General features: G+C 57.7%; 20 protein-coding genes. 18 read left to right on the forward strand and 2 right to left on the reverse strand.

Going from position 1 to position 23,002, the window contains the following annotated elements; translation table 11 throughout:
- Nucleotides 1-8 precede the first annotated feature (8 nt).
- The 18 genes from X474_RS17395 to X474_RS17480 all read left to right on the forward strand — a co-directional run bounded on the left by X474_RS17395 (nucleotide 9) and on the right by X474_RS17480 (nucleotide 21,067).
- Nucleotides 9-890, forward strand: a complete 882-nt coding sequence (locus X474_RS17395) for a branched-chain amino acid ABC transporter permease (RefSeq protein ID WP_044350720.1) — start codon at nucleotides 9-11, stop codon at nucleotides 888-890.
- Complete coding sequence (locus tag X474_RS17400) at nucleotides 887-1,852, forward strand: branched-chain amino acid ABC transporter permease (RefSeq protein WP_044350721.1); 966 nt, start codon at nucleotides 887-889, stop codon at nucleotides 1,850-1,852. The genes X474_RS17395 and X474_RS17400 overlap by 4 nt, the downstream gene beginning before the upstream one ends.
- Nucleotides 1,849-2,619 carry an ABC transporter ATP-binding protein gene (locus X474_RS17405; RefSeq protein WP_197282169.1) on the forward strand — a complete coding sequence of 257 codons (771 nt, stop codon included), beginning with the start codon at nucleotides 1,849-1,851 and terminating at the stop codon, nucleotides 2,617-2,619. Before X474_RS17400 ends, X474_RS17405 begins: the two co-directional genes overlap by 4 nt.
- Before the next feature lie 4 nt (nucleotides 2,620-2,623).
- The gene (locus tag X474_RS17410; RefSeq protein ID WP_082464470.1) at nucleotides 2,624-3,409 is read left to right on the forward strand and encodes an ABC transporter ATP-binding protein; all 786 of its coding nucleotides are present in this window, start codon (nucleotides 2,624-2,626) and stop codon (nucleotides 3,407-3,409) included.
- Complete coding sequence (locus tag X474_RS17415; protein ID WP_044350722.1) at nucleotides 3,366-4,163, forward strand: electron transfer flavoprotein subunit beta/FixA family protein; 798 nt, start codon at nucleotides 3,366-3,368, stop codon at nucleotides 4,161-4,163. Before X474_RS17410 ends, X474_RS17415 begins: the two co-directional genes overlap by 44 nt.
- A gap of 49 nt (nucleotides 4,164-4,212) precedes the next feature.
- Complete coding sequence (locus X474_RS17420) at nucleotides 4,213-5,406, forward strand: FAD-binding protein (protein ID WP_044350724.1); 1,194 nt, start codon at nucleotides 4,213-4,215, stop codon at nucleotides 5,404-5,406.
- Nucleotides 5,403-6,560 carry an acyl-CoA dehydrogenase family protein gene (locus X474_RS17425; protein ID WP_044350726.1) on the forward strand — a complete coding sequence of 386 codons (1,158 nt, stop codon included), beginning with the start codon at nucleotides 5,403-5,405 and terminating at the stop codon, nucleotides 6,558-6,560. The genes X474_RS17420 and X474_RS17425 overlap by 4 nt, the downstream gene beginning before the upstream one ends.
- Entirely contained in the window at nucleotides 6,560-7,240 is a 681-nt protein-coding gene (locus X474_RS17430; protein WP_044350728.1) for a GntR family transcriptional regulator, read from the forward strand. The genes X474_RS17425 and X474_RS17430 overlap by 1 nt, the downstream gene beginning before the upstream one ends.
- Nucleotides 7,233-7,670, forward strand: coding sequence for a cobalamin B12-binding domain-containing protein (locus tag X474_RS17435; protein WP_044350730.1), 438 nt, complete (start codon nucleotides 7,233-7,235; stop codon nucleotides 7,668-7,670). The genes X474_RS17430 and X474_RS17435 overlap by 8 nt, the downstream gene beginning before the upstream one ends.
- On the forward strand, nucleotides 7,670-9,316 hold the full coding sequence (locus tag X474_RS17440; protein WP_044350732.1) for an acyl-CoA mutase large subunit family protein: 1,647 nt from the start codon (nucleotides 7,670-7,672) through the stop codon (nucleotides 9,314-9,316). The genes X474_RS17435 and X474_RS17440 overlap by 1 nt, the downstream gene beginning before the upstream one ends.
- A gap of 75 nt (nucleotides 9,317-9,391) precedes the next feature.
- Nucleotides 9,392-11,497, forward strand: a complete 2,106-nt coding sequence (locus X474_RS17445; protein WP_044350733.1) for a hydantoinase/oxoprolinase family protein — start codon at nucleotides 9,392-9,394, stop codon at nucleotides 11,495-11,497.
- Between the two features lie 2 nt (nucleotides 11,498-11,499).
- Nucleotides 11,500-13,245 carry a hydantoinase B/oxoprolinase family protein gene (locus tag X474_RS17450; RefSeq protein ID WP_044350772.1) on the forward strand — a complete coding sequence of 582 codons (1,746 nt, stop codon included), beginning with the start codon at nucleotides 11,500-11,502 and terminating at the stop codon, nucleotides 13,243-13,245.
- A 245-nt stretch (nucleotides 13,246-13,490) separates the two neighbouring features.
- Nucleotides 13,491-14,780 (forward strand): phenylacetate--CoA ligase family protein, encoded by a 1,290-nt coding sequence (locus X474_RS17455; protein ID WP_044350735.1) that lies wholly within the window; start codon nucleotides 13,491-13,493, stop codon nucleotides 14,778-14,780.
- A gap of 89 nt (nucleotides 14,781-14,869) precedes the next feature.
- On the forward strand, nucleotides 14,870-16,060 hold the full coding sequence (locus tag X474_RS17460; RefSeq protein ID WP_052515356.1) for an ABC transporter substrate-binding protein: 1,191 nt from the start codon (nucleotides 14,870-14,872) through the stop codon (nucleotides 16,058-16,060).
- Between the two features lie 121 nt (nucleotides 16,061-16,181).
- Nucleotides 16,182-17,072 carry an FAD binding domain-containing protein gene (locus tag X474_RS17465; protein WP_052515357.1) on the forward strand — a complete coding sequence of 297 codons (891 nt, stop codon included), beginning with the start codon at nucleotides 16,182-16,184 and terminating at the stop codon, nucleotides 17,070-17,072.
- Nucleotides 17,069-17,536: a (2Fe-2S)-binding protein gene (locus X474_RS17470; RefSeq protein WP_044350737.1), complete on the forward strand. Its 468-nt coding sequence runs from the start codon at nucleotides 17,069-17,071 to the stop codon at nucleotides 17,534-17,536. The genes X474_RS17465 and X474_RS17470 overlap by 4 nt, the downstream gene beginning before the upstream one ends.
- The gene (locus X474_RS17475; protein ID WP_044350739.1) at nucleotides 17,533-19,866 is read left to right on the forward strand and encodes a xanthine dehydrogenase family protein molybdopterin-binding subunit; all 2,334 of its coding nucleotides are present in this window, start codon (nucleotides 17,533-17,535) and stop codon (nucleotides 19,864-19,866) included. The genes X474_RS17470 and X474_RS17475 overlap by 4 nt, the downstream gene beginning before the upstream one ends.
- A 121-nt stretch (nucleotides 19,867-19,987) precedes the next feature.
- Nucleotides 19,988-21,067 (forward strand): vWA domain-containing protein, encoded by a 1,080-nt coding sequence (locus X474_RS17480; protein WP_052515358.1) that lies wholly within the window; start codon nucleotides 19,988-19,990, stop codon nucleotides 21,065-21,067.
- A gap of 5 nt (nucleotides 21,068-21,072) precedes the next feature.
- On the opposite strand, the gene X474_RS17485 is transcribed toward X474_RS17480, so the two are convergent.
- Nucleotides 21,073-21,978 carry a ketopantoate reductase family protein gene (locus tag X474_RS17485; protein ID WP_044350741.1) on the reverse strand — a complete coding sequence of 302 codons (906 nt, stop codon included), beginning with the start codon at nucleotides 21,976-21,978 and terminating at the stop codon, nucleotides 21,073-21,075.
- A 187-nt stretch (nucleotides 21,979-22,165) separates the two neighbouring features.
- Nucleotides 22,166-22,972: a pyruvate, phosphate dikinase/phosphoenolpyruvate synthase regulator gene (ppsR, locus tag X474_RS17490; RefSeq protein WP_052515359.1), complete on the reverse strand. Its 807-nt coding sequence runs from the start codon at nucleotides 22,970-22,972 to the stop codon at nucleotides 22,166-22,168.
- Nucleotides 22,973-23,002 lie beyond the last annotated feature (30 nt).

Consider the following 23,002-nt stretch of genomic DNA (forward strand, 5'->3'; position numbering starts at 1 on the left):
GGCAATTAATGATCCTGGAACAGCTGCCCCAATACATAACCAGCGGTCTCACCACCGGAGCGGTCTATGCCCTGGTGGCCCTGGGATTCTGCCTGGTTCACAACGCAAGCGGCATAGTGAACTTCACCCAGGGAGACTTTCTGAGCCTGGGCGGGCTTATGATGTACACCTTTCTCTTTGGCCTGGGCCTGCCCATACCCCTGGCCTTTTTGGCCGCCGCGATCAGTGTGGGCTTAACCGGTTTTGTGCTGGAGCGCCTGGCCCTGCGGCCGGCCAGGGGGCACGAGACCGTGGTTCTGATCTTTATCACCATAGGAGCCAGCATCTTCATGCGCGGGGTGTTCAAGCAGTTCTGGGGCAAGGAGGCCCTGGCCCTGCCGCCCTTGAGCCCGGATATGCCGATCAGGATACTGGGGGCCATCTTCACACCCCAGAACCTTTGGGTGGTCGGGGTGACCATAGTCGCCATTTTGCTGCTCAGTTTTTTCTTCAACGCCACCATGACCGGCAAGGCCATGCGGGCAACAGCGGTGAACCAAAGGGCGGCCAGGCTGATGGGCATCAACACCGACCGCATGATCATGTATTCCTTTGGCCTGGCCGGTGTTCTGGGGGCCTTGGCGGGCATGCTCATAACCCCCATTACCAGCCTTTCCTACAACGTAGGGGTGATGATAGGCCTGAAAGGCTTTGCCGCCGCTGTTTTGGGAGGCTACGGCAACTTCACCGGGGCTGTCCTGGGCGGAGTGGTGCTGGGGCTTTTAGAAAGCCTGGGTGCGGGCCTTATCTCCAGCACCTACAAGGACGTCATCGCCTTTGTGGTGCTTTTGGCAGTCCTTTTCATCAGGCCCAGCGGGCTCATGGGGCATGGGGAAGGGAGCCGGGTATGAACGTAAAAAGCGGCGAAAAAGGCTTTTTCCCGGGCCTGCTCCTTTTGACCGTTCTCCTTTTGATTACACCCTTCTTCATCCAAAATCCTTATTATCTAAACGTACTGAACGTGCTGGCCTTAAACGCCATCGTGGTAACCGGGCTTAACCTGCTTATAGGCTACGCAGGCCAGATCAGCCTGGGGCACGCGGCTTTTTACGGCCTGGGGGCCTATATCTCGGGAGTGTTGACCGGCAGCTATGGGGCCAATCCCTGGTGCACCCTGGTGCTGTCGGCCATCCTGGTGGCTGTTATCGCCTATTTCATAGGCATTCCCACCTTACGGCTCAAAGGCAATTACCTGGTAATGGCCACCTTGGGCTTCAACCTGATCGTAAACATAGTCATCCTGCAATTAGACGATATCACCGGCGGACCCAGCGGTTACACCGGCATACCTGCCCTTTCGCTGTTCGGGTTTGAGATCAACACGGACTTGAGATTCTATGTCCTGGTCTGGGCAGTGGCGCTCTTGGGGGTGCTTCTGGCCAGAAACCTGGTGGTCTCCAGGGTGGGGCGCGGCTTAAGGGCCCTGCACAGCTCGGAAGCCGCGGCAGCAGCAGCCGGGGTGCCCACCGACACCTACAAGGTGAAGGTGTTTGTGCTGAGCGCTGTCTACGCCTCTGTGGCCGGTTCCCTTTATGCCCATTACTTCGGGATCATCACCCCCAAGACCTTTGACATCTTCTATTCCGTGGAAGTGGTGACCATGTGCATTGTGGGCGGCATGGGGTCCTTGTGGGGCGGCATCCTGGGGGCGGCCTTTCTCACCCCCCTGCCCCAGGTGCTCCACTTTTTTGAAGAATACAAAGACCTTTTCTATGGCGGCATCCTGATGGTCATCTTGATCTTCGCCCCGGGCGGACTGGTGAGCCTGCCTTTTAGGGGCTGGTTCAAATCCAGGGGCAAGGAGGCGGCGTGAAGCCCATTCTCACCCTGGAAAACCTGGATATGCGCTTTGGCGGGGTGCAGGCCTTGAGCAATGTGGGCTTTGAGGCGGGCATGGGGGCCATAACTGCGGTGATCGGGCCCAACGGGGCGGGCAAGACCACGGCCATCAACTGTTTGACCGGAGTCTACACCCCGCAAAACGGCAAGGCTGTTTTCAAGGAGCAGAGCATATTTGGGCAAAAGCCCCACCACCTGGCCGCCTTGGGCCTGGCCAGGACCTTTCAGAACCTTCAGATGTTCAATCACATGACGGTGTTGGAAAACGTAATGCTGGGGCTGCACGCAGCCACCAAAAAGGAATTTATCTCCTCGTTGTTCCGCCTGCCCGGCCTGCTTTCCGAAGAGGCCAGGATAAAAGACCAGGCCTTTGCCATGCTGGAGGCCATGAAGATGTCGCATCTGGCCCTTAACCGGGCGGGACAGCTCTCCTATGGGGATCAAAAAAGAGTGGAAATAGCCCGGGCCCTGGTGGCAAGACCCGCGCTGGTTTTCCTGGATGAACCCGCCGCCGGGCTGAACATGACCGAAACCCGGGACATGGCCGGTTTCATCCTGAGCATGAAAGAACAAGGGGTCAGCGTGATCCTGGTCGAACACGACATGGACCTGGTGATGGGCATCAGTGACCAGGTGGTGGTCTTAAACCATGGGCGCAAGATCGCCCAGGGTTCGCCGCTTCAGGTGCAGAACAACCAGGAGGTGATAGCAGCTTATCTCGGGGTGACCGATGAACTCTGAAAGCATGCTCCAGGTGAAAAAGATCAGCGCCCATTACGGCGCGGTCAAGGCCTTGAGCCAAGTCTCCCTTGAGGTCTCCCAAGGGGAGATAGTCTGCATCATTGGAGCCAACGGAGCAGGCAAGACAACCCTGTTGAATGTGATAAGCGGGCTGCACCGGGCCAGCCGGGGAGAGGTGATTTTAAAAGGCGGGGCCCTTCCCCCGGGCAGAGCGGCCAAGGCGGTGGCCAGGGGGGTTGTGCAATGCCCGGAGGGACGCCAGGTCTTTGCCCCGCTTTCGGTGATGGACAACCTTTTGTTGGGCGCCTTTTTACGCATGAAAAAGGAAAAGGCCCGGGTGGAGAAAGACTTAAAGCAAATACTTGAGATATTCCCCATCCTGGAAAAAAGAAAGACCCAACTGGCAGGCACCCTAAGCGGAGGCGAGCAGCAGATGCTGGCCCTGGGCAGGGCTCTCATGAGCCGCCCCAAGGTGCTTTTGCTGGATGAACCATCCCTGGGCCTGGCCCCGCTTTTTGTGAAGGAAATATTCCGCATAATCGCCTCCCTGCCCGAGCAGAAGACCAGCGTCCTTTTGGTGGAGCAAAACGCGCACGCCGCGCTTAAGACCGCGACCAGGGGCTATGTGATGGTGAACGGACGCATCACCCAAAGCGGGGATACGACCATGCTTTTGCACGACAAACAGGTGGCAGAGGCCTTTTTGGGGGCCAAATGCAACAAGCACGCAAATCAGGAGAAAAACCATGAACCTGGCAGTCTTAATCAAACAGGTGCCCGACACCCATGAAATCAGGCTGGACCCCAAGACCGGCACCCTTATCAGGAAAGGGGTTGACTCCATAATAAACCCGGACGATCGCCTGGGCCTGGAGCTTGCCCTGAATATCAAAGACCAGGCCGGGGGCAAGGTCACGGTTCTTTCCATGGGCCCGCCCCAGGCGGTGGACGCCCTCACCGAGGCCCTGGCCATGGGGGCGGACCAGGGAATCCTCTTATCTGACCCGAACTTTGCGGGCGCGGACACCTGGGCCACCAGCCTGACCCTGGGCAAGGCCCTAGATTATTTGCAGGAAAAAGAGGGGCTGGATCTGGTGGTCTGTGGACGCCAGGCCATAGACGGGGACACGGCTCAGATCGGGCCCCAAGTGGCCGAGCATCTCGGCTGGCCCCAGATCACCTATGTGGTGAACTTGATCCTGGAGCACGACTGGGTAAGGGCCTGGCGGCTTTTGGAAAACGGCGAGGAAGAAGTGCTCTGCCCCCTGCCCTGCCTGGTGACAGTGCAAAAATGGCCGCAAAGCCCCCGCCTGCCCCGGCTGGACCGGCTCTTTGAGATGTGTGAGGAAAAGGCGCCCATATCGGTCTTAAACGCGGCTGACATAGGTTGCCCCGCCCGGAAAACCGGGCTCAAGGGCTCTTTGACCCAGGTGGCCCGCACCTTCAGCCCCAAATCAGAGAAAAGGACCAACTGGCTGGAAGGCTCGGCCCGGGAGCAGGCGGGCCTTTTGCTGGGGCATTTAAGGGAACACAAGCTTATCTGAAATCAATGGGATCAAGACCCGGTTAACAGACCTTGGAAAGGGGTTTGTAATGGCCATATGGATAGTAGAGGAAAACTGCACCGGCTGCGGGCTCTGCCTCAAGGCCTGCCCCTATGGGGCCATAACCATTGAAGACAAGCTGGCAGGCATAAACCGGCGCTGCACTGAGTGCGGGGCCTGTTTGAGCGCCTGTAAGTTCGAGGCCCTGATGGGGGATATCGAAGAAGAACCCATACCGGACCTTTCCGGGTATCAAGGGGTGTGGGTGTTTGCCCAGGTGGACAAGGAGAACCTGAACCGGGTCTCCCTGGAGCTTCTCGGCGAGGGGCGCAAACTGGCCCGGGCCACCAATCAGAGCCTAGCGGCCGTGCTTTTCGGGCACCGGGTGAGGGGTCTCATTTCTGAGCTGGCGGCCCATGGGGCGGATAAGGTGTATGTGGCCGATCACCCGGACCTGGCCCAATACCAGACCCTGGCTTACACCAAGGTGCTGGCCGACCTGATTATCAATGAAAACCCGGCCATACTGCTGATGGGGGCCACGCCCCAGGGCAGGGATCTGGCCCCGCGCTTAAGCAGGCGGCTGGACCTGGGGCTCACCGCCGACTGCACTGAACTCGCCATTGACCCGGAAAACAATAACCTCTTGCAGACCAGGCCCGCATTTGGGGGCAATGTCATGGCCACCATCTTCACCCCCAGGGCCAGGCCCCAGATGGCCACGGTAAGGCCGGGGGTCATGGCTGTCGCAAAGAAGGATCCGGGACTAAAGGCAGAGGTTATTGACTTTAAAGTGGAAATAGAGCCGGAGGATCTTTTGCCGAGGCTTGTTTCCTTTAAGGACCTGGCCCAAAAACAGGTGGACCTGGGCTTGGCCAAGGTGATCGTGGCCGGAGGCCGGGGGCTCAAGGATCAAAAGGGCTTTGAGCTGCTGGAAGAACTGGCCCAAGCCCTGGGCGGCCAGGTGGCCGGCACCAGGGTGGCGGTGGAGCAGGGCTGGATAGGACCTGAACGCCAGGTGGGCCAGACCGGCCAGAGCGTCAGGCCGGAGTTGTACCTGGCCCTGGGCATAAGTGGGGCCATTCAACACCGGGCCGGGTTTCTGGGAGCCCGCTATATCGCGGCCGTAAATACAGACCCCAGGGCCCCGATCTTCAAGGTGGCCGACTATGCCGTTTTGGGCGACCTGTTCAAGGTGGTTCCGGCGATTATGGAAAACCTCACGAAAGGAGCCGGGTCATGACCCCAAAAGCCCTGCGCTCGGACCCTGAGAAGCTTCTGCGCCAGATCATGGCCAGGTTCGTGGCCCAGGAAGTCGCGCCCTTGGCCCAGGAGATAGACGAATCAGGCGAATTCCCCATGGAGCTATTTAAAAAGCTGGCCGAAATGCAGGCCTTTGGCATCCGCTACGCCAAGAACAAGGGCGGCTCGGGCGGCAACTGCACCCTTTACTGCATCATGTGCGAAGAGCTGGCCAAGGGGCTTTTATCCCTGGCCGCGGTGGCGGCCAAGCAGTGCCTTATGGCCACCAACTTTTTATACCGCTTTGGCGCCGATGAAATCAAAGAACGCTATTTCATGCCTGCCATGCGGGGCGAAATGCTCGGCTCCTTTTGCCTCACCGAACCGGAGGCGGGCGGAGACCTGGGCAGAGTCACCACAACCGCCACGGACCGGGGAGACCACTGGCTGATCCAGGGCATGAAGACCTGGATAACCAATGCGCCCCTGGCCTCTTTTTTCACGGTGCTTTGCCAGTCAGACCCGGAAAAGGGAATAAGGGGGTTGAACTTTTTCCTGCTTCCCAGAGACACCAAGGGGTTGACCGTGAGCCCGTCTTTTGAGCTGCTCGGCACCAGGACCACCCAAATAGGCGAAGTGGCCTTTGACAACTGCCTCATACCCAAAGACCACCTTCTCGGCAAACCGGGCAAGGGCCTGGGTGCGCTGCTTTCCATCCTGGCCGAGATCAGGGCCATGACCGCGGCCCTGGCCCTGGGGCTTTCCAAGGCGGCCTATGAAACCAGCTTCCAATACGCCCAGGAGCGCAGCCAATTCGGCAAGACCATAAACAATTACCAGCTCATCCAGGCCAAAATCGCCGACATGGCAACGGAAATCTGGGCCTCTGAACTGATGCTCTACAAGACTGCCGCCATGATCGACAGCGGCGAGCCTTGCGGCAGGGAATCGGCCATGTTGAAATACTTTGCCACGGAAACCGCCTGCCGGGCCTGCGACGAGGCCACCCGCATAATGGGGGCCTATGCCTATTCCAGCGAATATCCCGCCCAGCGTTATTTCAGGGATTGCCGCTTTCTGCTTTACGGTGGAGGCACCCACGAGGTGCTTAAGCCGAATATCGCCCGTGAGGCGGGTTTCTGGGGAGCCAGGTAATGGCAGCCAAGATCAAACTGGAACGCCGCTCCTTGGGAGAGCAGGTAACTGATCTTTTAAGGAGCATGATCATAACAGGCGAGTTTAAAGAGGGAGAGCGCCTGGTGGAGGAACAATTGGCCGGACGCATAGGGGCCAGCCGCACCCCGGTGCGCGAAGCCCTGCACCGGCTGGAGCAGGAGGAATTGGTCACCAGGCGCAAAACCGGGGGATACGAGGTGCGCCCCATCAGCGCCAAGGAAGTGGCCGAGGTGGTGGGAGTGCGGGCGGCCCTGGAATCCTATGCCGTGGAACTGGCCACTGAACGCATTAGCGCTGACCAGCTTAAAAAGCTGACCCAAAACGTGGATCAGTTTGAAAAGGCCTTGCGCGAGGATAACCAGGACAGGCTCATCACCTTGAACACCAGTTTCCACGAAATGCTCTATCAGGCCGCCGACTCAAGCATACTCACCAAACTTATAAACGGAATGCACGATGTGCTGCATCGCTTCAGGGTGGCCTTGCTCTCGGATCCGGAGACCGCCAGGCGCTCCCTTGAGGACCACAGAAAACTTCTGCAGGCAGTTAAAAACAAGCAGCCCGAAGAGGCTGCCCTGGCCTGCAAAAACCATATCATCGCAGGCGGGGACCGCATATTGGCAGTTCTTTTGCCCAAAGAGGATGGAAACCATGAATAACGCCCTGAACCAAAACCAAGGCAAGGGCCGTTTACGCATCCTGGTGGCCAAACCGGGTCTGGACGGTCACGACCGGGGGGCCAAGGTGGTTGCCCACGCCTTGCGGGACGCAGGGCTTGAGGTGATCTACTCGGGCCTGCACCAGAGTGTGGAGCGCATTGTGATGACAGCCCTTGAAGAGTCTGTGGACGCCATAGGGCTTTCCATTATGAGCGGGGCTCATCTGCCGATCTGTAAACGCCTCATGCAGGCTCTTAAGGAAAAAGGGCTCACCCGGGTGGCCGTGGTGGTGGGAGGCGTGATTCCAAGCAAGGATATAGAACCGTTAAGGAAAATGGGCGTGGTTGGGGTTTTTCCAGGCGGAACCCCCCTGCCCGAGCTGGCCCAAGGGGTGATTACGGCCATCCGCCTTAGACAGCAGGAGGAATAATGGGAGTCGCCCGCTATAAAAAGGATGCCAAAGACGCCATCCTGGAAGTGGAGTTGGCCAGCGGCATCAAGGTGAAACCGGTCTACGGCCCCGCGGACCTTGAGCAAGTCGGCTTTGACTATGCCAGAGACCTGGCCGACCCGGGAGAATTCCCCTTTACCCGCGCCCTGCACCCCCAGGGATACCGCAGCCGGGCCTGGACCACTCGCCAGTATTCGGGATTCGGCACGCCGGAGGAGACCAACCAGCGTTTCAAGCTTCTGATCAGCCATGGCCAGAACGGGCTGAACGTTGCCTTTGACCTGCCGACCCAGATGGGCTACGACTCGGACCATGAAATGGCCGTGGGCGAGGTGGGCCGGGTGGGCATGGCCGTGGACACCCTGGCCGACTTTGAGGTGGCCTTCAAAGGCATAGACCTCACCAGAATCGGGGCCGGGCTCACCATCAACGCGGTGGCCAACATCATGCTGGCCATGTACCAGGCCATGGCCGTAAAGCAGGGGATTGATCCCGCCCTGATAAGCGCAACCCCGCAAAACGACATCCTCAAGGAGATAATCGGCCGCGGGGCCTGGATCTATCCGGTGCGTCCGGCCGTGGACCTTACCTGCGATGTGATTGAATACGCAACAGCCCAGGGCAACCTGCCCCGCTGCAACCCGGTGAGCGTCTGCGGGTATCACATCCGGGAATCCGGGGCCACCCCGGCCCAGGAGATCGCCTTTGCCTTTGGCATTGCCTTTGCCTATCTGGACAATGTCATTGCCAGGGGTTATGAGCCCACCCAGGTGGCTGGGCGGTTCTCCTTTAACTTCAACATCTTCGGCAATCTATGGGAACAGGTGGCCAAGTTCAGGTCCGCGCGCAAACTCTGGGCAGGACTCTTGAAAGAGCGCTACGGCATAACCAATAAAAAGGCCCTTTTCCTGAGGGGGCTCTTTGGCGGGGGCGGCTATGGGCTGACCAAGGCCCAACCCATGAACAACATCATGCGGGGAGCCTACTACGCCCTGGCCGCGGCGCTCGGCGGAGCCCAGACCACGGCCCTTTGCTCCTATGACGAGGCCTACACCATTCCCACTCCCCACTCGGCCCTGTTAAGCCTGCGCACCTTGGAGCTATTGATGGACGAAGTGGGCTTAAGGGACACGGTGGACCCCTTGGCTGGATCCTATTTCATAGAGACCCTGACCAAACAGATGGAAGAAAAAATCCTCTCTGAAATGGAGCAGGTGGAAAAATGGGGCGGCATGGTGGCCGCGGTGGAGAGCGGCCAGGTGCAGCGCCTGGTTTCCCGCCAGGCCTATGAGTGGGAAAAGGACCTGGCCTCGGGGGAAAGGGTCAAGGTTGGGGTCAACAAGTACAACGATGAAGGCGAAGGCCGGGAGGACCAGGAAGTGCTGCTCCATGAATACAGTGAGGAATCAGCCCAAAAACAGGCCGAATCCTTGAAAAGGCTGAGAAGTTTCCGCTCCCAAAGCCAGGTCGCCAAGGCGCTCAAGGGGCTTGAAAAAAACCTTGATCAGGGCAAGAACATCATGCCCGACCTGGTGGAATGCTGCCTGGCCTATGCCACGGTGGGCGAGATGGCCGGGGTGATGCGCCAGGTGCTGGGCGAGATGGAAGAGCCTTCCATTTTTTAAACCAAGGGAAGCGGCCTTTTCAGAACAAACGGAAAAAAGCCATTCAAACCATCCTCTTTAAGGGTGAGGCGTCAGATGAAATACAAGATCGGCATAGACGTGGGAGGCACCTTTACTGATTTTCTACTTACCAGGCAAGACGGATCTTCATCCATTTACAAAGTGCTGTCCACTCCCAAAGACCCGAGCATAGGCACCATGAAGGGAGTGGGGCTCATGGCCGGGGACCATGGCATGAGCCTGGAGGAGTTCCTGGATCAGGTGGAGGCAATTGTCCACGGCACCACGGTCACCACCAATGCGGTGCTGACCATGCGCGGGGCCAAGACCGGGCTCTTGACCACCAGCGGGGTGAGGGACGCCCTTGAGATGCGCCGGGGCATCAGGGAAGAGCAATACAACAACCGCTATCAAAATGTAAAGCCCGTGGTTCCGAGGCACTTGAGGCTTCCGGTAAAGGGCAGGCTGGATTACGCAGGCAGGGAACTGGTTCCCCTGGACCTTGAACAGGTGCGGGAACAGGCTGAAAAGCTAAAGGAAAACCAGTGCGAGGCGGTTGCCGTCTGCTTTATGAACTCCTTTGCCAACCCGGAGCACGAAAACCAGGCCGCCGAACTGGTAAGGGAAATCCTGCCCGAGGCCTATTTAAGCCCCTCCACCGGGATTCTACCCTCCATCCGTTTCTACGACCGGGTCTCCACCACCTGCCTGAACGCATTTGTGGGACCCATTCTGAAAAACTATCTGGACAGCCTTATCCGTAAACTGGATGAGGCCAGATACCAGGGCGTGCTTTTGATCATGCAGTCCAACGGAGGGGTGATAAGCCCCGAGGCGGCCATGAAGGGGGCAGCCAACACCCTGCTCTCCGGTCCTGCCGGAGGGCCGGTGGCCGGAATTGCCTATGGCCGGGTGCATGAACAAAAAAACCTCATAACCGTGGACATGGGCGGCACCAGTTTTGATGCGGCCCTGATCAAGGACGGCAAGCCCCTGGTCACCACCGAAGGCGAGATAGACCACCGCCGCATTGCCTTGCCCATGCTGAACGTGGTCACCATCGGCGCGGGCGGGGGTTCCATCGGCTGGATAGACGAGGGCGGGCTCTTGCGCATGGGACCCCAATCGGCCGGTTCCTCACCCGGCCCGGCCTGCTATGGACTTGGCGGGGAGTTGCCCACCTGCACAGATGCGGACCTGGTTTTGGGCTATCTCTCGCCCGAATATTTCGCGGGCGGCAAAATGCCTTTGCACGTAGACAAGGCAAAACGGGCCATCAAGAAACATGTCGCGGACCCCTTGGGCTTTTCCGTGGAAAAGGCGGCGGCGGGCATGTACCAGGTCATAAACGTGAACATGGCCGCAGCAGTGCGGGAAGTAAGCGTGCAGCAGGGGGCCGACCCCAGGGATTTCCCCCTGGTGGTGGCCGGGGGAGCGGGCCCCAACCACGCCTGCATGATAGCGCTTGAGCTTGAGATTCCCCTGCTTCTGGTGCCGAGGGAATCTTCCATTTTCTGCGCGGCAGGCATGCTGATGAGCGACCTGGAGCACGACTTTGTGCGCACCTATCCCACCTTGTTCGAAAAAGTGGAGACCAGGCGTTTTAAGGAGCTCTTCCGCGAGATGAACCAGGAGGGCCATAAACTGCTTGGCGGCGAGGGAATAAGCCCGGATAAGGTGGAGGCTATCTATTCCCTGGACCTGCGCTATTTAAAGCAATACCACGAGGTGAATGTGGAAGTGAGCGCGGAAGAGGTGGAAAACCTGGATTTAAGGGCCATGATAGACCGCTTCCACCCGGCCCACAACCGCCTTTTCGGCTATGAGCTGAGCGACGTGGGCACCCCGGTGGAGCTGATCAACATGCGGCTTAAGACCATAGGACGAACCGACAAGCCCAAGTTCCAGGAAGAGCCCTATTTTGGCGAAGAGCCCCAAAGCGCCTTTAAGGGCCGTAGAAGGGCCTATGTGCCCCAGGCAGACGAATTCATGGATATGGCTGTGTATGACGGAGCGCTTTTGCGCCACGGCATGCGCATAGCCGGACCGGCCATGGTGGAACAGGTGAACACTTCCACCTTTATAACCCCTGAATACCGCATGGTGGTGGATCGCTACGGCACCATGACCATTTACCTGCCCGCCAAGGAAACGGAAGTTTTGGAAAGGATACGGCCATGACAATGACAAAGCCAAAGATAGACAAGGTCCTGGTATCCATTTTAAAACGGCGCTTTAAATCCATAACCGACGAGATGTCGATCGCCCTGGCCAGAACCACCCGCTCCCCTATTCTCTGCGAGGCCAAGGACTTTGTGACCGGGCTCTACGATGCCAAGGGCCGCATGTTGGAGCAGTGTGAAAACCTGCCGATCCTGGCCTTCAGCCTGAGTCCCGTGTGTCAGTATCTGGTGGATTATTACGGAGACGATATCCACGACGGGGATGTGATCTTTCACAACGACGTCTTTTCCCTGGGCAACCAGAACAACGACGTGGCCGCCTTTAAACCCATTTTCCATGACGGGGTCCTGGTGGCCTGGGCGGCCTGCAAGGGCCACCAGGCCGATATAGGCGGGGCGGTCCGGGGAGGCTACAACCCACAGGCCACCGAGGTGTGGCAAGAGGCCTTGCGCATCCCGCCGATCAAGGTCTATGAAAAGGGCAAGCTCAGAAAAGACGTGTGGGACCTCATCTTTGCCAATATCCGCCTGGATATTGTGGCCGAAGACATGCGGGCCGAGATCGGATCCTGCGTGGTGGGCGAGCGCGGCATCAAAAGCCTCATAGCCCGCTATGGTCTTCTTAGCTTCGAAGCCCACAAAAAATACCTGTTCCGGGCCACCGAAAAAATGATGAAAGCCGAGATAAGAACCATTCCCAACGGAGTCTACCAGGGAGAGTCCAGGGCCTATTTTGACGGCAAAAATCCCGGCAGCGTGCATGTGATTCGGGTTAAAATAACCGTGGAGGATGAATCCATACACTTTGACTATTCCGACACAGACCCCCAGACCAAGGGATTTGTAAACGGCACCTACACCTCGAGCGCATCTGCCACGCTGTTGACCTTCCTGCAGATGGTGAACCCGGATATTCCACACAACGACGGCATGATAAGGCCCATGAGCATCACCATCCCGGAGGGTACTCTTTTGAACGCGGCCTACCCGGCCGCAACCACTTACGGCAACCATCTGTGCCCCAACAATGCAGACGCCATCATGCGGGCGCTTTCGCCGGTGATCCCGGACCGGGTCACCGCCGAGTGGAACGAGTTGCTCTGCTCTTTGACCACCGGCATTGACCCCAGAAAACAAGACGCCTACGTGGATATAGGCTTCATGGGCCTTAAAGGCGGCTCAGGGGCCATGAAAGGCGTGGACGGCTACGACCACATCGGCATGATCGACGCCAGCGGCGGAGTCCTGGACCAGGATTACGAGATGTTTGAGCAGCAGACCCCCCATCTGCTCAAACGCCATGAATATTGGACCGACTCGGCCGGGCCGGGGCAGTGGCGGGGCGGACTGGGGGTGATCACGGAATTTGAAATCGGCTCGGACGACACCCAGGTCGTGACCTTTGGCGATGGAGACGTGGAGCCTTCCTTTGGCTCGGCCGGGGGCGGCCGGGGAGCCTTAAACCGCATTTGGCTTAACTACCCGGATGGCCGGCGCTATATCTGCACCACCAAGGACCTGGTGACAGGGGTGCCCAGGGGAACCGTCTATTTTCAGCAGGCAGGCGGCGGCGGAGGTTGGGGCGAGCCTTACAGGCGCCCGGCTGAAAAGGTGGCCCAAGAAGTAAAAGACGGAGTCATAAGCATTGAAGCTGCCCAAGAGCACTATGGGGTGGTGGTTGACGAAAAGTTAAACCTGGATGAGAAAGCCACCTCCGAGCGGAGGCAAAAAGGAGGGGCTGTTTGAGGCATTATTATTCCGGCAAGAATAAAGGTCTGTGGCCAAGATCCACAGGCCCGCCCGGAGAGTTTATCCCAACCTGAACCCGTTTTAGCATTTCATCTGTATATGGCCTCTATTCCAGCTCGTTATCTCTACCTGACCTGAGCTTCCCTCTCCTCACAAAATCCTGCTCCATTGATCCCTTTTGTGGGCCGGGCCCGGACCTTTTCGCCCAATGCTCCCCAAACCAGACCAAGGAGAAACAGGTCATGACCTTCATGCCTTCGCTTAAAGATGAAAACCAGCTGTTGGCCCTGCAGAATCAGGGGCTTGCCTGGACTCTGAAACATGCCTATGAGAACTGCCCCCATTACCGCCAAAAGCTGAATCGGGCCGGTGTGACCCCAAAAAACATCAAAAGCAAAGACGATCTCGTAAAACTGCCCTTTACCACAGCCGACGACCTGCGAAAGGGTTATCCCCTGCCCCTGCTTTCAGTGCCCGAAGAAAAGGTGGTCAGGGTTCACGCCTCCAGCGGCACCACCGGCAAGAGAAAGGTTCTGGCCTACACGGCGGATGACATAAACGACTGGGCCGACATGTTTGCCCGTTGCTATGAAATGGCCGGCCTCACTCCCCTGGACCGGGTGCAGATCGCGGTTGGTTACGGCATCTGGACCGCGGGCTGGGGGTTTCAAAACGGCTGTGAACGTTTCGGAGCCATGGCTCTGCCCCTGGGTCCGGGCAACATTGAGATGCAATGTCGTTTTTTAATTGATTTTAAAGCCACGGTGCTTTGCTGCACCTCTTCCATGGCCCTTCTTTTGGCTGAAGAGCTTAAAAAACGGAATCTGACCCAAGAGGTGAAGCTGAAAAAAATCATCTATGGGTCGGAAAGAACCTCCGAAGCCATGAGAAGACGCATTATTCAGGGCCTGGGTGAAGGGGTGGAGCTTTTCGACATTCCCGGGCTCACAGAACTCTACGGGCCGGGCACCGGCCTGGAATGCCGGGCCCATGAGGGCATTCACTATTGGGCCGACTACTACATCCTGGAGATCATAGACCCCATGACCCTGGAGCCGGTGAAGCCCGGTGAAATGGGGGAAATGGTCGTCACCACCCTGCGCAAACAGGCCGCGCCCCTGATCCGTTACCGCACCAGAGACCTGACCAGGCTCATCCCCGAGCCCTGCTCCTGCGGCTCCATCCTGCCGAGACACCAGCGCATCCTGGGGCGCAGCGACGACATGATCATCTTCCGGGCGGTGAATATCTACCCCGGCCAGATAGACCATGTTTTAAGCAACAGCCCGGGAATCGGCAGCGAATACCAGATCATCTTGGAAAGGGGTGAAGACGGAAAAGACTACATGACCATCCGGGTGGAGCGTTCCGACACGGCCCGGCCCGAAGAAGACGAGGCCACAAAGAAGGCGATTCAAAAAGCCGTCAAGGAGCAGATCATGGTCTCGGCCAAGGTGGAGCTGGTGAAATACGCCGGTCTGCCCAGGAGTGACCGTAAATCCAAAAGGGTCTTTGACCACAGGTTTGATTAGAAGGCAGGTTTCAAAACCTGGCCGGGGAGGCCCCGTCCCCTTAAGGGGACGGGAATTTTTGCATTTTTTCCATTAGGGAGGGTTTAACCATGCGGACAGGCAGAAAACTTGCGGCCGTCCTGACCATTGCCCTTTTTTTAGGCGGCATAGGCGCTCAGGGGGTCCAGGCTGAGGAGCCCATTAAAATCGGAGCCTTTTTCGCCTTGAGCGGACCGGCTGCCTTTATCGGGGCGCCCACCCAGATGGTGGCTGAAATGGTCACCCAAAAAATCAACAAGGAAGGCGGAGTCAAGGGCAAGAAGATCGAACTTGTCACTGCCGATACAGAGGGAGAACCCACCAAGGCGGTGATGGCTTTTAAGAAATTTGTCAGCGTGGACAAAGTGGTGGCCGTGGTCGGCCCCACCCGCACCGGCACCGGCATGGCGGTTAAAAAGCAGGTGGATCAATCCAAGATTCCCACTGTGATGACCGTGGGCGGAGACCCGGTGATCATGGAAGGCAAGATCGGCAAGATGAATTTCGGCAGCGCCAAATGGGTCTTCAAGGCCCCCCAACGCTCCTCGGTTGCCGTGGCCAAGGTGCTGGGCTACTTAAAGGCCAAGGGCCTCACCAAGCTGGGGCTGATCACCGCTTCAGACGGTTTTGGCAGGGACGGAGCCCGCTGGGTCGCCAAAATGGGGCCGGAGATGGGGTTTGAGATCGTGGCCAAGGAGCAGTTCAATCCCAGGGACGTGGATATGAAAAGCCAGCTCACCAAGATAGCGGGCTTAAAGCCCCAGGCCATTGTCTGCTGGACCATCGGACCGGCCGGAGCCATTGTCTCCAAGAACCACCATGCCCTGGGGCTCAAGATGCCCCTGGTGCAGTGTCACGGCCTGCCCGGCCCCAAATACATAAAACTGGCGGGCGCGGCGGCTGAAGGCGATCTCATGCCTTCCACCAAGCTCATGGTCTGGCAGGAGCTGAAGGACACAGACCCCCAGAAAAAGGTGATCAAGGAATTTGTGCACCTTTACAACGATGTCTACCACTACAACAAAAAATACCCCATCAACACCCACTCCGGCTATGCCTGGGACGCCATCATGATCCTGGCGCTGGCCATGGAAAAGGCGGGCACAGACAAAGCAGCCTTAAGAGACGCCATTGAAAGCACCAAAAACTACGTGGGCATAAGTGGAATCTACAACATAACCCCTAAGGACCATAACGGCCTGGGCGTGGATTCCATGGTCATGGTGCAGGTCAAGGACGGCAAGTTCGTCATGGCCAAGTAAAAAAATCTCCGGCAACCAAGGCGCGGAAAAGGGGCCCGAAGATGAACTTGGGCAAGGCCCCGGCCCCTTTTCCGCGTCTTAAAAAAACCTGGTCTCAACAGGCAACAGGGGAGGGCTGATCTTGGGCTACGACTATGTCAGGGCTGAAACGGTTAACCAGGCCTTGCGGGCCAAGGCCTCCATGGGCCAAAGCGCCCGCTTCATGGCAGGCGGCACCGATGTAATGGTGCTTTACCGGGCGGGCAGGTTGCAATTCAAATCTATTATCAGCCTGCGCAGGGTGGCTGAGCTGAACCAGATAAAACAATACCCGGACCACATCTTTCTTGGCGCGGGCGTGACCCTGGACCAGGTGCTGGAAAGTCCGCTCCTAAAAAAGGAGCTGCCAAGCCTGGTGGAGGCGGTTGCCACCATGGGTTGCACCCAGATGCGCAATCTGGCCACAGTGGGGGGCAATGTGATGAGCGCGGTATCCAGCGCCGACACCATACCGGTGCTTTTGAGCCTGGGGGCCCAGGTGCGCCTGGCCTCTCTGGATACCGATCATCTGCTTGACCTGGACGGCTTTTTCACCGGCCCCAGGGCCACCAAGGCAAAGGCGGAAGAACTCCTGATGGGATTTGTCATACCCATAAACCAGGGCAAGGCGGTGGCCTTCAGTAAGCTGGGGCGCAGAAAATCCCTGGACCTGGCCGTGGTGAACCTGGCGGTGTGGCTCAGCCTGGATGAAAAAGGCCGGACCGTGGAAAAGGCCAGGATTTCGGCCGGCGCGGTCGGCCCCACCCCGCTTATGCTCAAGCAGGCGGCCCGCGCCCTGCGAGGCCACCAGGCCGACAAACCGCTCTCAGGTGATATCCTGGAAGCCGCCTTGGCCGACACCCTTCCCTGGGACGATATCAGGGCTTCGGCCTGGTACAGAAGGCAGGTTCTGAAGGTGCTTTTGCAAAGAACCGTTCTGAGTGCGATCAAAAGGGCCCAAACACCCCCAGGCGCGAGGGAGGCCGGTAAATGAACAAGCAGGTGGACTTTATCTTGAACGGGGAAAAGGTAAGCGCCCAGGTAAAGCCGTGCTACACCCTGTTGGAACTTTTGCGCGAAGAGTTCGGGCTCAAAGGGGCCAAGCTCGGCTGTGGAGTCGGCGAATGCGGAGCCTGCACCGTGCTCATGGACAACAAGGCGGTCAACGCCTGCCTTTTGCCCGCCCTGGAAGTGGAAGGATGCGAGATAACCACCATAGAGGGGCTCGCAAAAGCAGACGGCAGCCTGGATGCGGTGCAAGAGGCCTTTGTACAAAAAGGCGCCGTGCAATGCGGCTTTTGCACTCCGGGCATGGTTATGAGCGCCAAGGGCCTTTTACTGGAAAATCCGGAACCGGATAAAGACCAGGCGGTCACAGCCATTGACGGCAATATCTGCCGCTGCACCGGATACCAGCAGATCATAAAGGCCATCTTAGCCGCGGGGAACAAATCATGACAGAGCTGAATTACGTAGGCCATGAAATGCCGAGGACAGACGCCAGGGACAAGGTCACCGGCCGGGCGGTCTATATAAACGACCAGGTCAGACCCGGAATGCTCCATGGCGCGATTTTGTATGCCAAACACCCCCACGCCCGCATTAAAAACATAGACTGCAGCCGGGCCGGAAAACTCCCCGGAGTAAAGGCCGTGATCACGGCACGGGATTTTCCGCCCATTAACATAGGGTTTTTAAAGGACAACTCGCCTTTGAAAAAGGACAAGGTGCGTTCTTTACGGGACGAAGTCGCCGCCGTGGCAGCCACGGATCCGGAAACCGCGGCCCGCGCCCTTGAGCTTATCGAGGTGGAATATGAACCGCTGCCCGGGATTTTTTCACCGGAAGACGCCCTGGCCCAAAACGCTCCCTTGCTCCACGAAACCGATGCCAAGGGACGTCCCCTTGAGAGCAATAAATTAAGGCTTAAATGGCGTTTTGAAAGCGGAGACCTGGAAAAGGCGAAATCCCTCTCCAGTCACCACGCCTCGGGCGAGTACAACGCCACCTGGCAAAGCCATTGCTGCCTGGGACTGAGCGGGGTAATAGCCGAGTTTGACCAGCAAAAGAACCTGACCATGCACTCCATCACCCAGATTCCCTATCTGGCCCAGGCCGACTACGCAAACGCACTTAAGGACCTGGGTCTTCATAACAGCCGGGTTCGGATAAAATGCCAGACCATAGGCGGGGCCTTTGGCTCCAAGCTGGACACCCATTGCTATGAATTCATCGCCATACTGCTCGCCTTCAGCACCGGTAAGCCGGTGAAGATCCTGTTCAGCAGGGAAGAGGAGTTTCAGGCCCTGGCCCCCAGGCAACCTGCCATAATGAAAATCAGCCAGGGGTGCGACGAAAACGGCAGGCTCACCTACCGGGAAGTAAAAATGCTCCTGGATAACGGGGCCTACACCAGTTGGGGCGCAACCACGCCGAGCGTGATGATCTCGCCGATCAGCTCCCTTTACCAGGTTGAGAACATAAGCTTTACCGCTGAATGCGTCTATACCAATAATATCTATTGCCAGGCCTTCAGGGGTTACGGCAATCCCCAGGCCACCTTTTGCGTGGAATCAAACCTGGATCAACTGGCCCATGAGATAGGCATGGACCCCCTTGAATTCAGGCTCTTAAACGCCAACCGGCCGGACACCACGACTCCGGCCCAATACCGCATCACCTCGTGCGGTTTAAGTGAATGCTTAAAAAAAGTGGCCCAGGGGCTGGGCTGGGAGGAGCACCAGAAACAAAAGGCCTCCAACCCGGCCGACTCCAAAAAACTAAAAGGCATGGGCCTGGCCTCCATGATCCACGTTGGCGGCGGGGCCAGGGTTTACCGTTCAGACGGCCACGGCATGATGATGAAGCTTGATGACTTTGGCAAGCTGAGCGTCTTCACCGGCGCGGTGGAGATCGGCCAGGGCAACGAGACGGTGTTGCGCCAGATCACGGCCGAGGCCCTGGGCGTAAAGATGGAGGACGTAGTCCTGGTCACCCATGACACAGACCTCTGCCCCTGGGACGTGGGCACCCACGCCAGCCGCCAGGCCTTTATCTCGGGCAATGCGGCGATCAAATGCGCATCAAAACTTAAGAGGAAAATACTTGGGCTGGCCGCCGACCTGATCGAGTGCAGGCCCGAGGAGCTCAGGCTTCAGAAAAGCATGATTTATCATGTCTCCACCGGCCCCCTAGGCCAGGGGGCCATGCCCCTGGCCAAAATCCTGAAAAAGGCCCATTTCAAAAGCCAGGGCCAAATGCTGATGGCCGAGACCTTTTACGACCCGCCCAATGAAATGCTGGACAGGGAAATGAAAGGCAATATCTCCTGCGCCTGGGCCTTTGGGGCCCATGGGGTGCTGGTGGAGGTGGATACGGAAACCGGCCAGGTGGAGGTGCTCAACTACCAAGCGGCCCATGATGTGGGCAGGGCCTTAAACCCGCTCACCCTGGCCGGTCAGGTCTATGGCGGATCCATGCAGGGATTGGGTTATGCCTTGAGCGAAGAGCTAATCCTGAAAAACGGCCGGGTGTTGAACGACCGTTTTTCGGATTACATGCTGCCCACAGCCAAGGACCTGCCCCCGATCACCCCGATTATTGTGGAAACCTTTGATCCCCAGGGACCCTTTGGGGCCAAAGGCGTGGGTGAGCCGGGCTGTGTGCCCAGCGCGCCTGCCATTGCCAATGCTGTTTTTGATGCCGTTGGCATACGCATGAGCAGGCTGCCCATGACCCCGGAGAGGGTGCTCAAGGCCCTTCGGCAAAAGAATAAGGAAGATAAATAAACTGGCCTGCAAGGCCTTTGGAACTTAACCTATGAGCATAGAAGGGCTTGCCTGATTCATAGCCTGCAAAGCCGGGTCCGGTTTTGCAGGCCCTTAACTTGGTCAAGGTTATATGCAGGAGATGATCATAGGTTTCACCCGCTATCTGGGTGATCAGGGTTTTCTGGTATCCACCTCCCAGGTGCTGGATGCGGTCAAGTCCGCCATGATCTTGGGTGTGGAATCCAAACCGGATCTTAAAAACGGGCTCAGGGCGGCCTTGTGTCAGTCCAGGGAACAGTTCGCAGGTTTTGAGCTGCTTTTTGAGGATTATTTCCAGGCCCGGCCACGAGCCCCGTCCTTTGAACCGCCCCCTGCCCGAGCCCTCGGGGAAACAAACCTTGGCTTGGGGGTGAACCGCGATAAAAAAACCGAAACCGAAAAAGATCCCCAAAACCCGGCCTCTGAAATAGAGGTCCTGGGCAGGGTTGGCTTTCATTACCTTGATCCGGAACAGGCGGCGGCCATGGCCCAAGAAGTCAGCTCCCTCCTGAAGCCCCTGGCCCAAAAGATATCCCGCAGAAAGACCCCGGGCCGATCCCGTTTGCTCTACTGGCAGGCAACCCTGCGCAAGGGCCTCCGCTCAGGGGGCGAGCTGGTTGACCTGAAATACAGACGCCCCAGGAAAAAGCCCAGAAGGCTGGTGATCCTGGCCGACATAAGTGGTTCCATGGACCTGGCGGCCCCGTTTTTATTCCATTTTCTAAAGGGCCTGGCCGTCGCCTGGCGTCAGGTGGAGGTGTATGTCTTTGCCACCCGGTTGACCCTGGTCACAAAAAGGTTCTTTGACCTGCCGGTTGATCAGCTCATGGCCCGGCTGGCCCGCCTGGCCCCGGACCTGGCGGGGGGCACCCTTATAGGCCGCAACCTGGCCCGCCTGCTCAGCCGGACCACAGGCTCGCCCTTAACCAACTCGGTGGCCCTGATCATAAGTGATGGCTGGGACAGGGGCGAACCGGAGGAACTGGCCCGCCAGATGGCCCGGCTCAAGGCCCGTTGTCAAAGGGTTTTCTGGTTAAACCCCCTTTTGGAAAGCCCCCGCTACAAACCCATTAACCAGGGCATGGCCGCCGCCCTGCCCCACGTGGACCACTTTCTGGCCTGCCATAACTTAAACGCCCTTAAAAAAACCGCTCGTCTGCTCGAAATAGCATTAAAGTAAACACTTTAATGTATAGACTGCCCGCTCTGATATCTCACCAAAGAGCTGATCAACTCATTGGCCGGACAGGGGATGCCCTTTTCCCTGCCCAGACGGGCCACCGCCCCGTTCAAGTACTCGATCTCCGTGGGACGCCCCCTTACCAGGTCAGTGTGCAGGGAGGGGATATTTTCCCCGCTTAAGTATCCGTTTATCTTCTCCACCGTCAGATCCAGCAGAACACCCCGGCTTTGAGCCACGGCCAACACCTCATCCAGGATCGCCTTTTTGGCCGGGTTTAAAACATCCCTGCTGAGCCCGCGATTATTGGCCCCCAGAATACCGGCCAGGGGATTGGCCAGGCAGTTTATGGCCAGTTTGATCCAGACAAAGCTCTCAAAATCATCCTTTACCCGGCAGCGCAGGCTCAGCCCGGCAAACAGTTCGCAAAGATCTTCAGTGCGCTCGGAGTGTTTAAACCGCAAGGCGCCTTCATAACAGGTGACCCGGCCAGGCTCCAGACTGTTGGCCCCGTAAAAGGCAAGTCCTCTGTCAACTGGCCGGGACAAAAGCTCCTCCCATGCCTTTGCAACCATTATTCCGTTCTGCAGGGCCACCACTGTGGTATCGGCTGCGGCCTTTTCCTTGAGCCAGGCAGAGACAAAAGGGGCGTCGGTCATCTTACCGGCCAGCAGGACCAGATCCCCTGCACCAAGGAAAGGCACCTCGGCGGGTTCTGCCGTGGCCAGGCCGATGAGTTCTTCCGCTCCGTCTTCACTGATAAACAAAAGCCCCTTTTGGCTGATCGCCTTAAGATGAGGGCTTTTCCCCACCAAGACAGGCTCTGTTTGAGCCGCTTTTTTTAAAAGCCCGGCCAGGCTGGAGCCCAAAGCACCGGCTCCCACTACAAAGACTCTCTGGATCCGCGTCATGAATCTCCCTCGTACCAGCCCTGAGAAGGGCCTGGATGCTGCTTGATATTTAAAGCCTATTCCACTTGAAAAAGCTTAAACCGCCTTGCGCCTCTTTTCCAGACCAAACATGCCCCGATAATAGAGAAACCGGTATCTATCATAATTAAAGGTTAATTAAAGAAAAGTGAAGAAACAAACAAAAATATCAGGCGATCAGCCCCGCCACTTCCTCTATGGTCCGATCCGTAACGTCAATCAGCCTGATTTTTTGAACTTTACTGAAGATCCGACGGCTGAAATCCAGTTCCTGGGAGATAGTCTTAAGGTCGTAATAGTTCTGAACCATGCCTCCCTTAAAACGGTTGCGCCTGAAATGAGCAAGCTTTTGAGGGCTTATGGTGAGCCCCACCATAAGGGGTTTTTTCAGTTTAAATATTTTTTCAGGAGGGATGACCTGGGGAGTCAGGGGCACATTGGCCACCTTGAGGCAATGGTGGCAGGAAAGATACATGCTTATGGGGGTCTTGTTGGTTCGGCTCACCCCCAAGAGAATCACATCCGCCTTGCCCAAATTATTAATTCCCCGGCCGTCGTCGTGTTCCAGGGTGAAATCTATGGCCCCGGCCAGACGCAGGGCCCGGTCTCCCAGGGCGCCGGGCAAAAGCCCGGAATCCAAAACCGGCCTGACCTTGCTCCGCCTGCCCACCCGGCGCAGGATGGGCCCCAGCATATCCAGGGCGTCCAGGCCCAGGTCATATTGACTCGCCTCAAGCATGGCCCTCAACTCAGCGTCGGTCATGGTGTAGATCACCATGCCCCGGTCCTTGGCCGCCTGTTTCAACACCCTTTTGAGCTGGGGCTTGGATTTTACAAAGGCGTGGCGCAGAATCCTGAACTCTATGCTGTGTTGGAACTGCACCAGGGCGGCCCTGGCCATGCGCTCGGCCCCGACCCCGGTGGCGTCTGAGACCACATGGATTACCATCTCAGGTTTTAGGGCCTTTTTCTGCATAAACGTCTCTTATTTTGATAATCCCTAAAA

The sequence above is a fragment of the Dethiosulfatarculus sandiegensis genome (genome assembly GCF_000931935.2).
Lineage (GTDB): Bacteria > Desulfobacterota > Desulfarculia > Desulfarculales > Desulfarculaceae > Dethiosulfatarculus > Dethiosulfatarculus sandiegensis.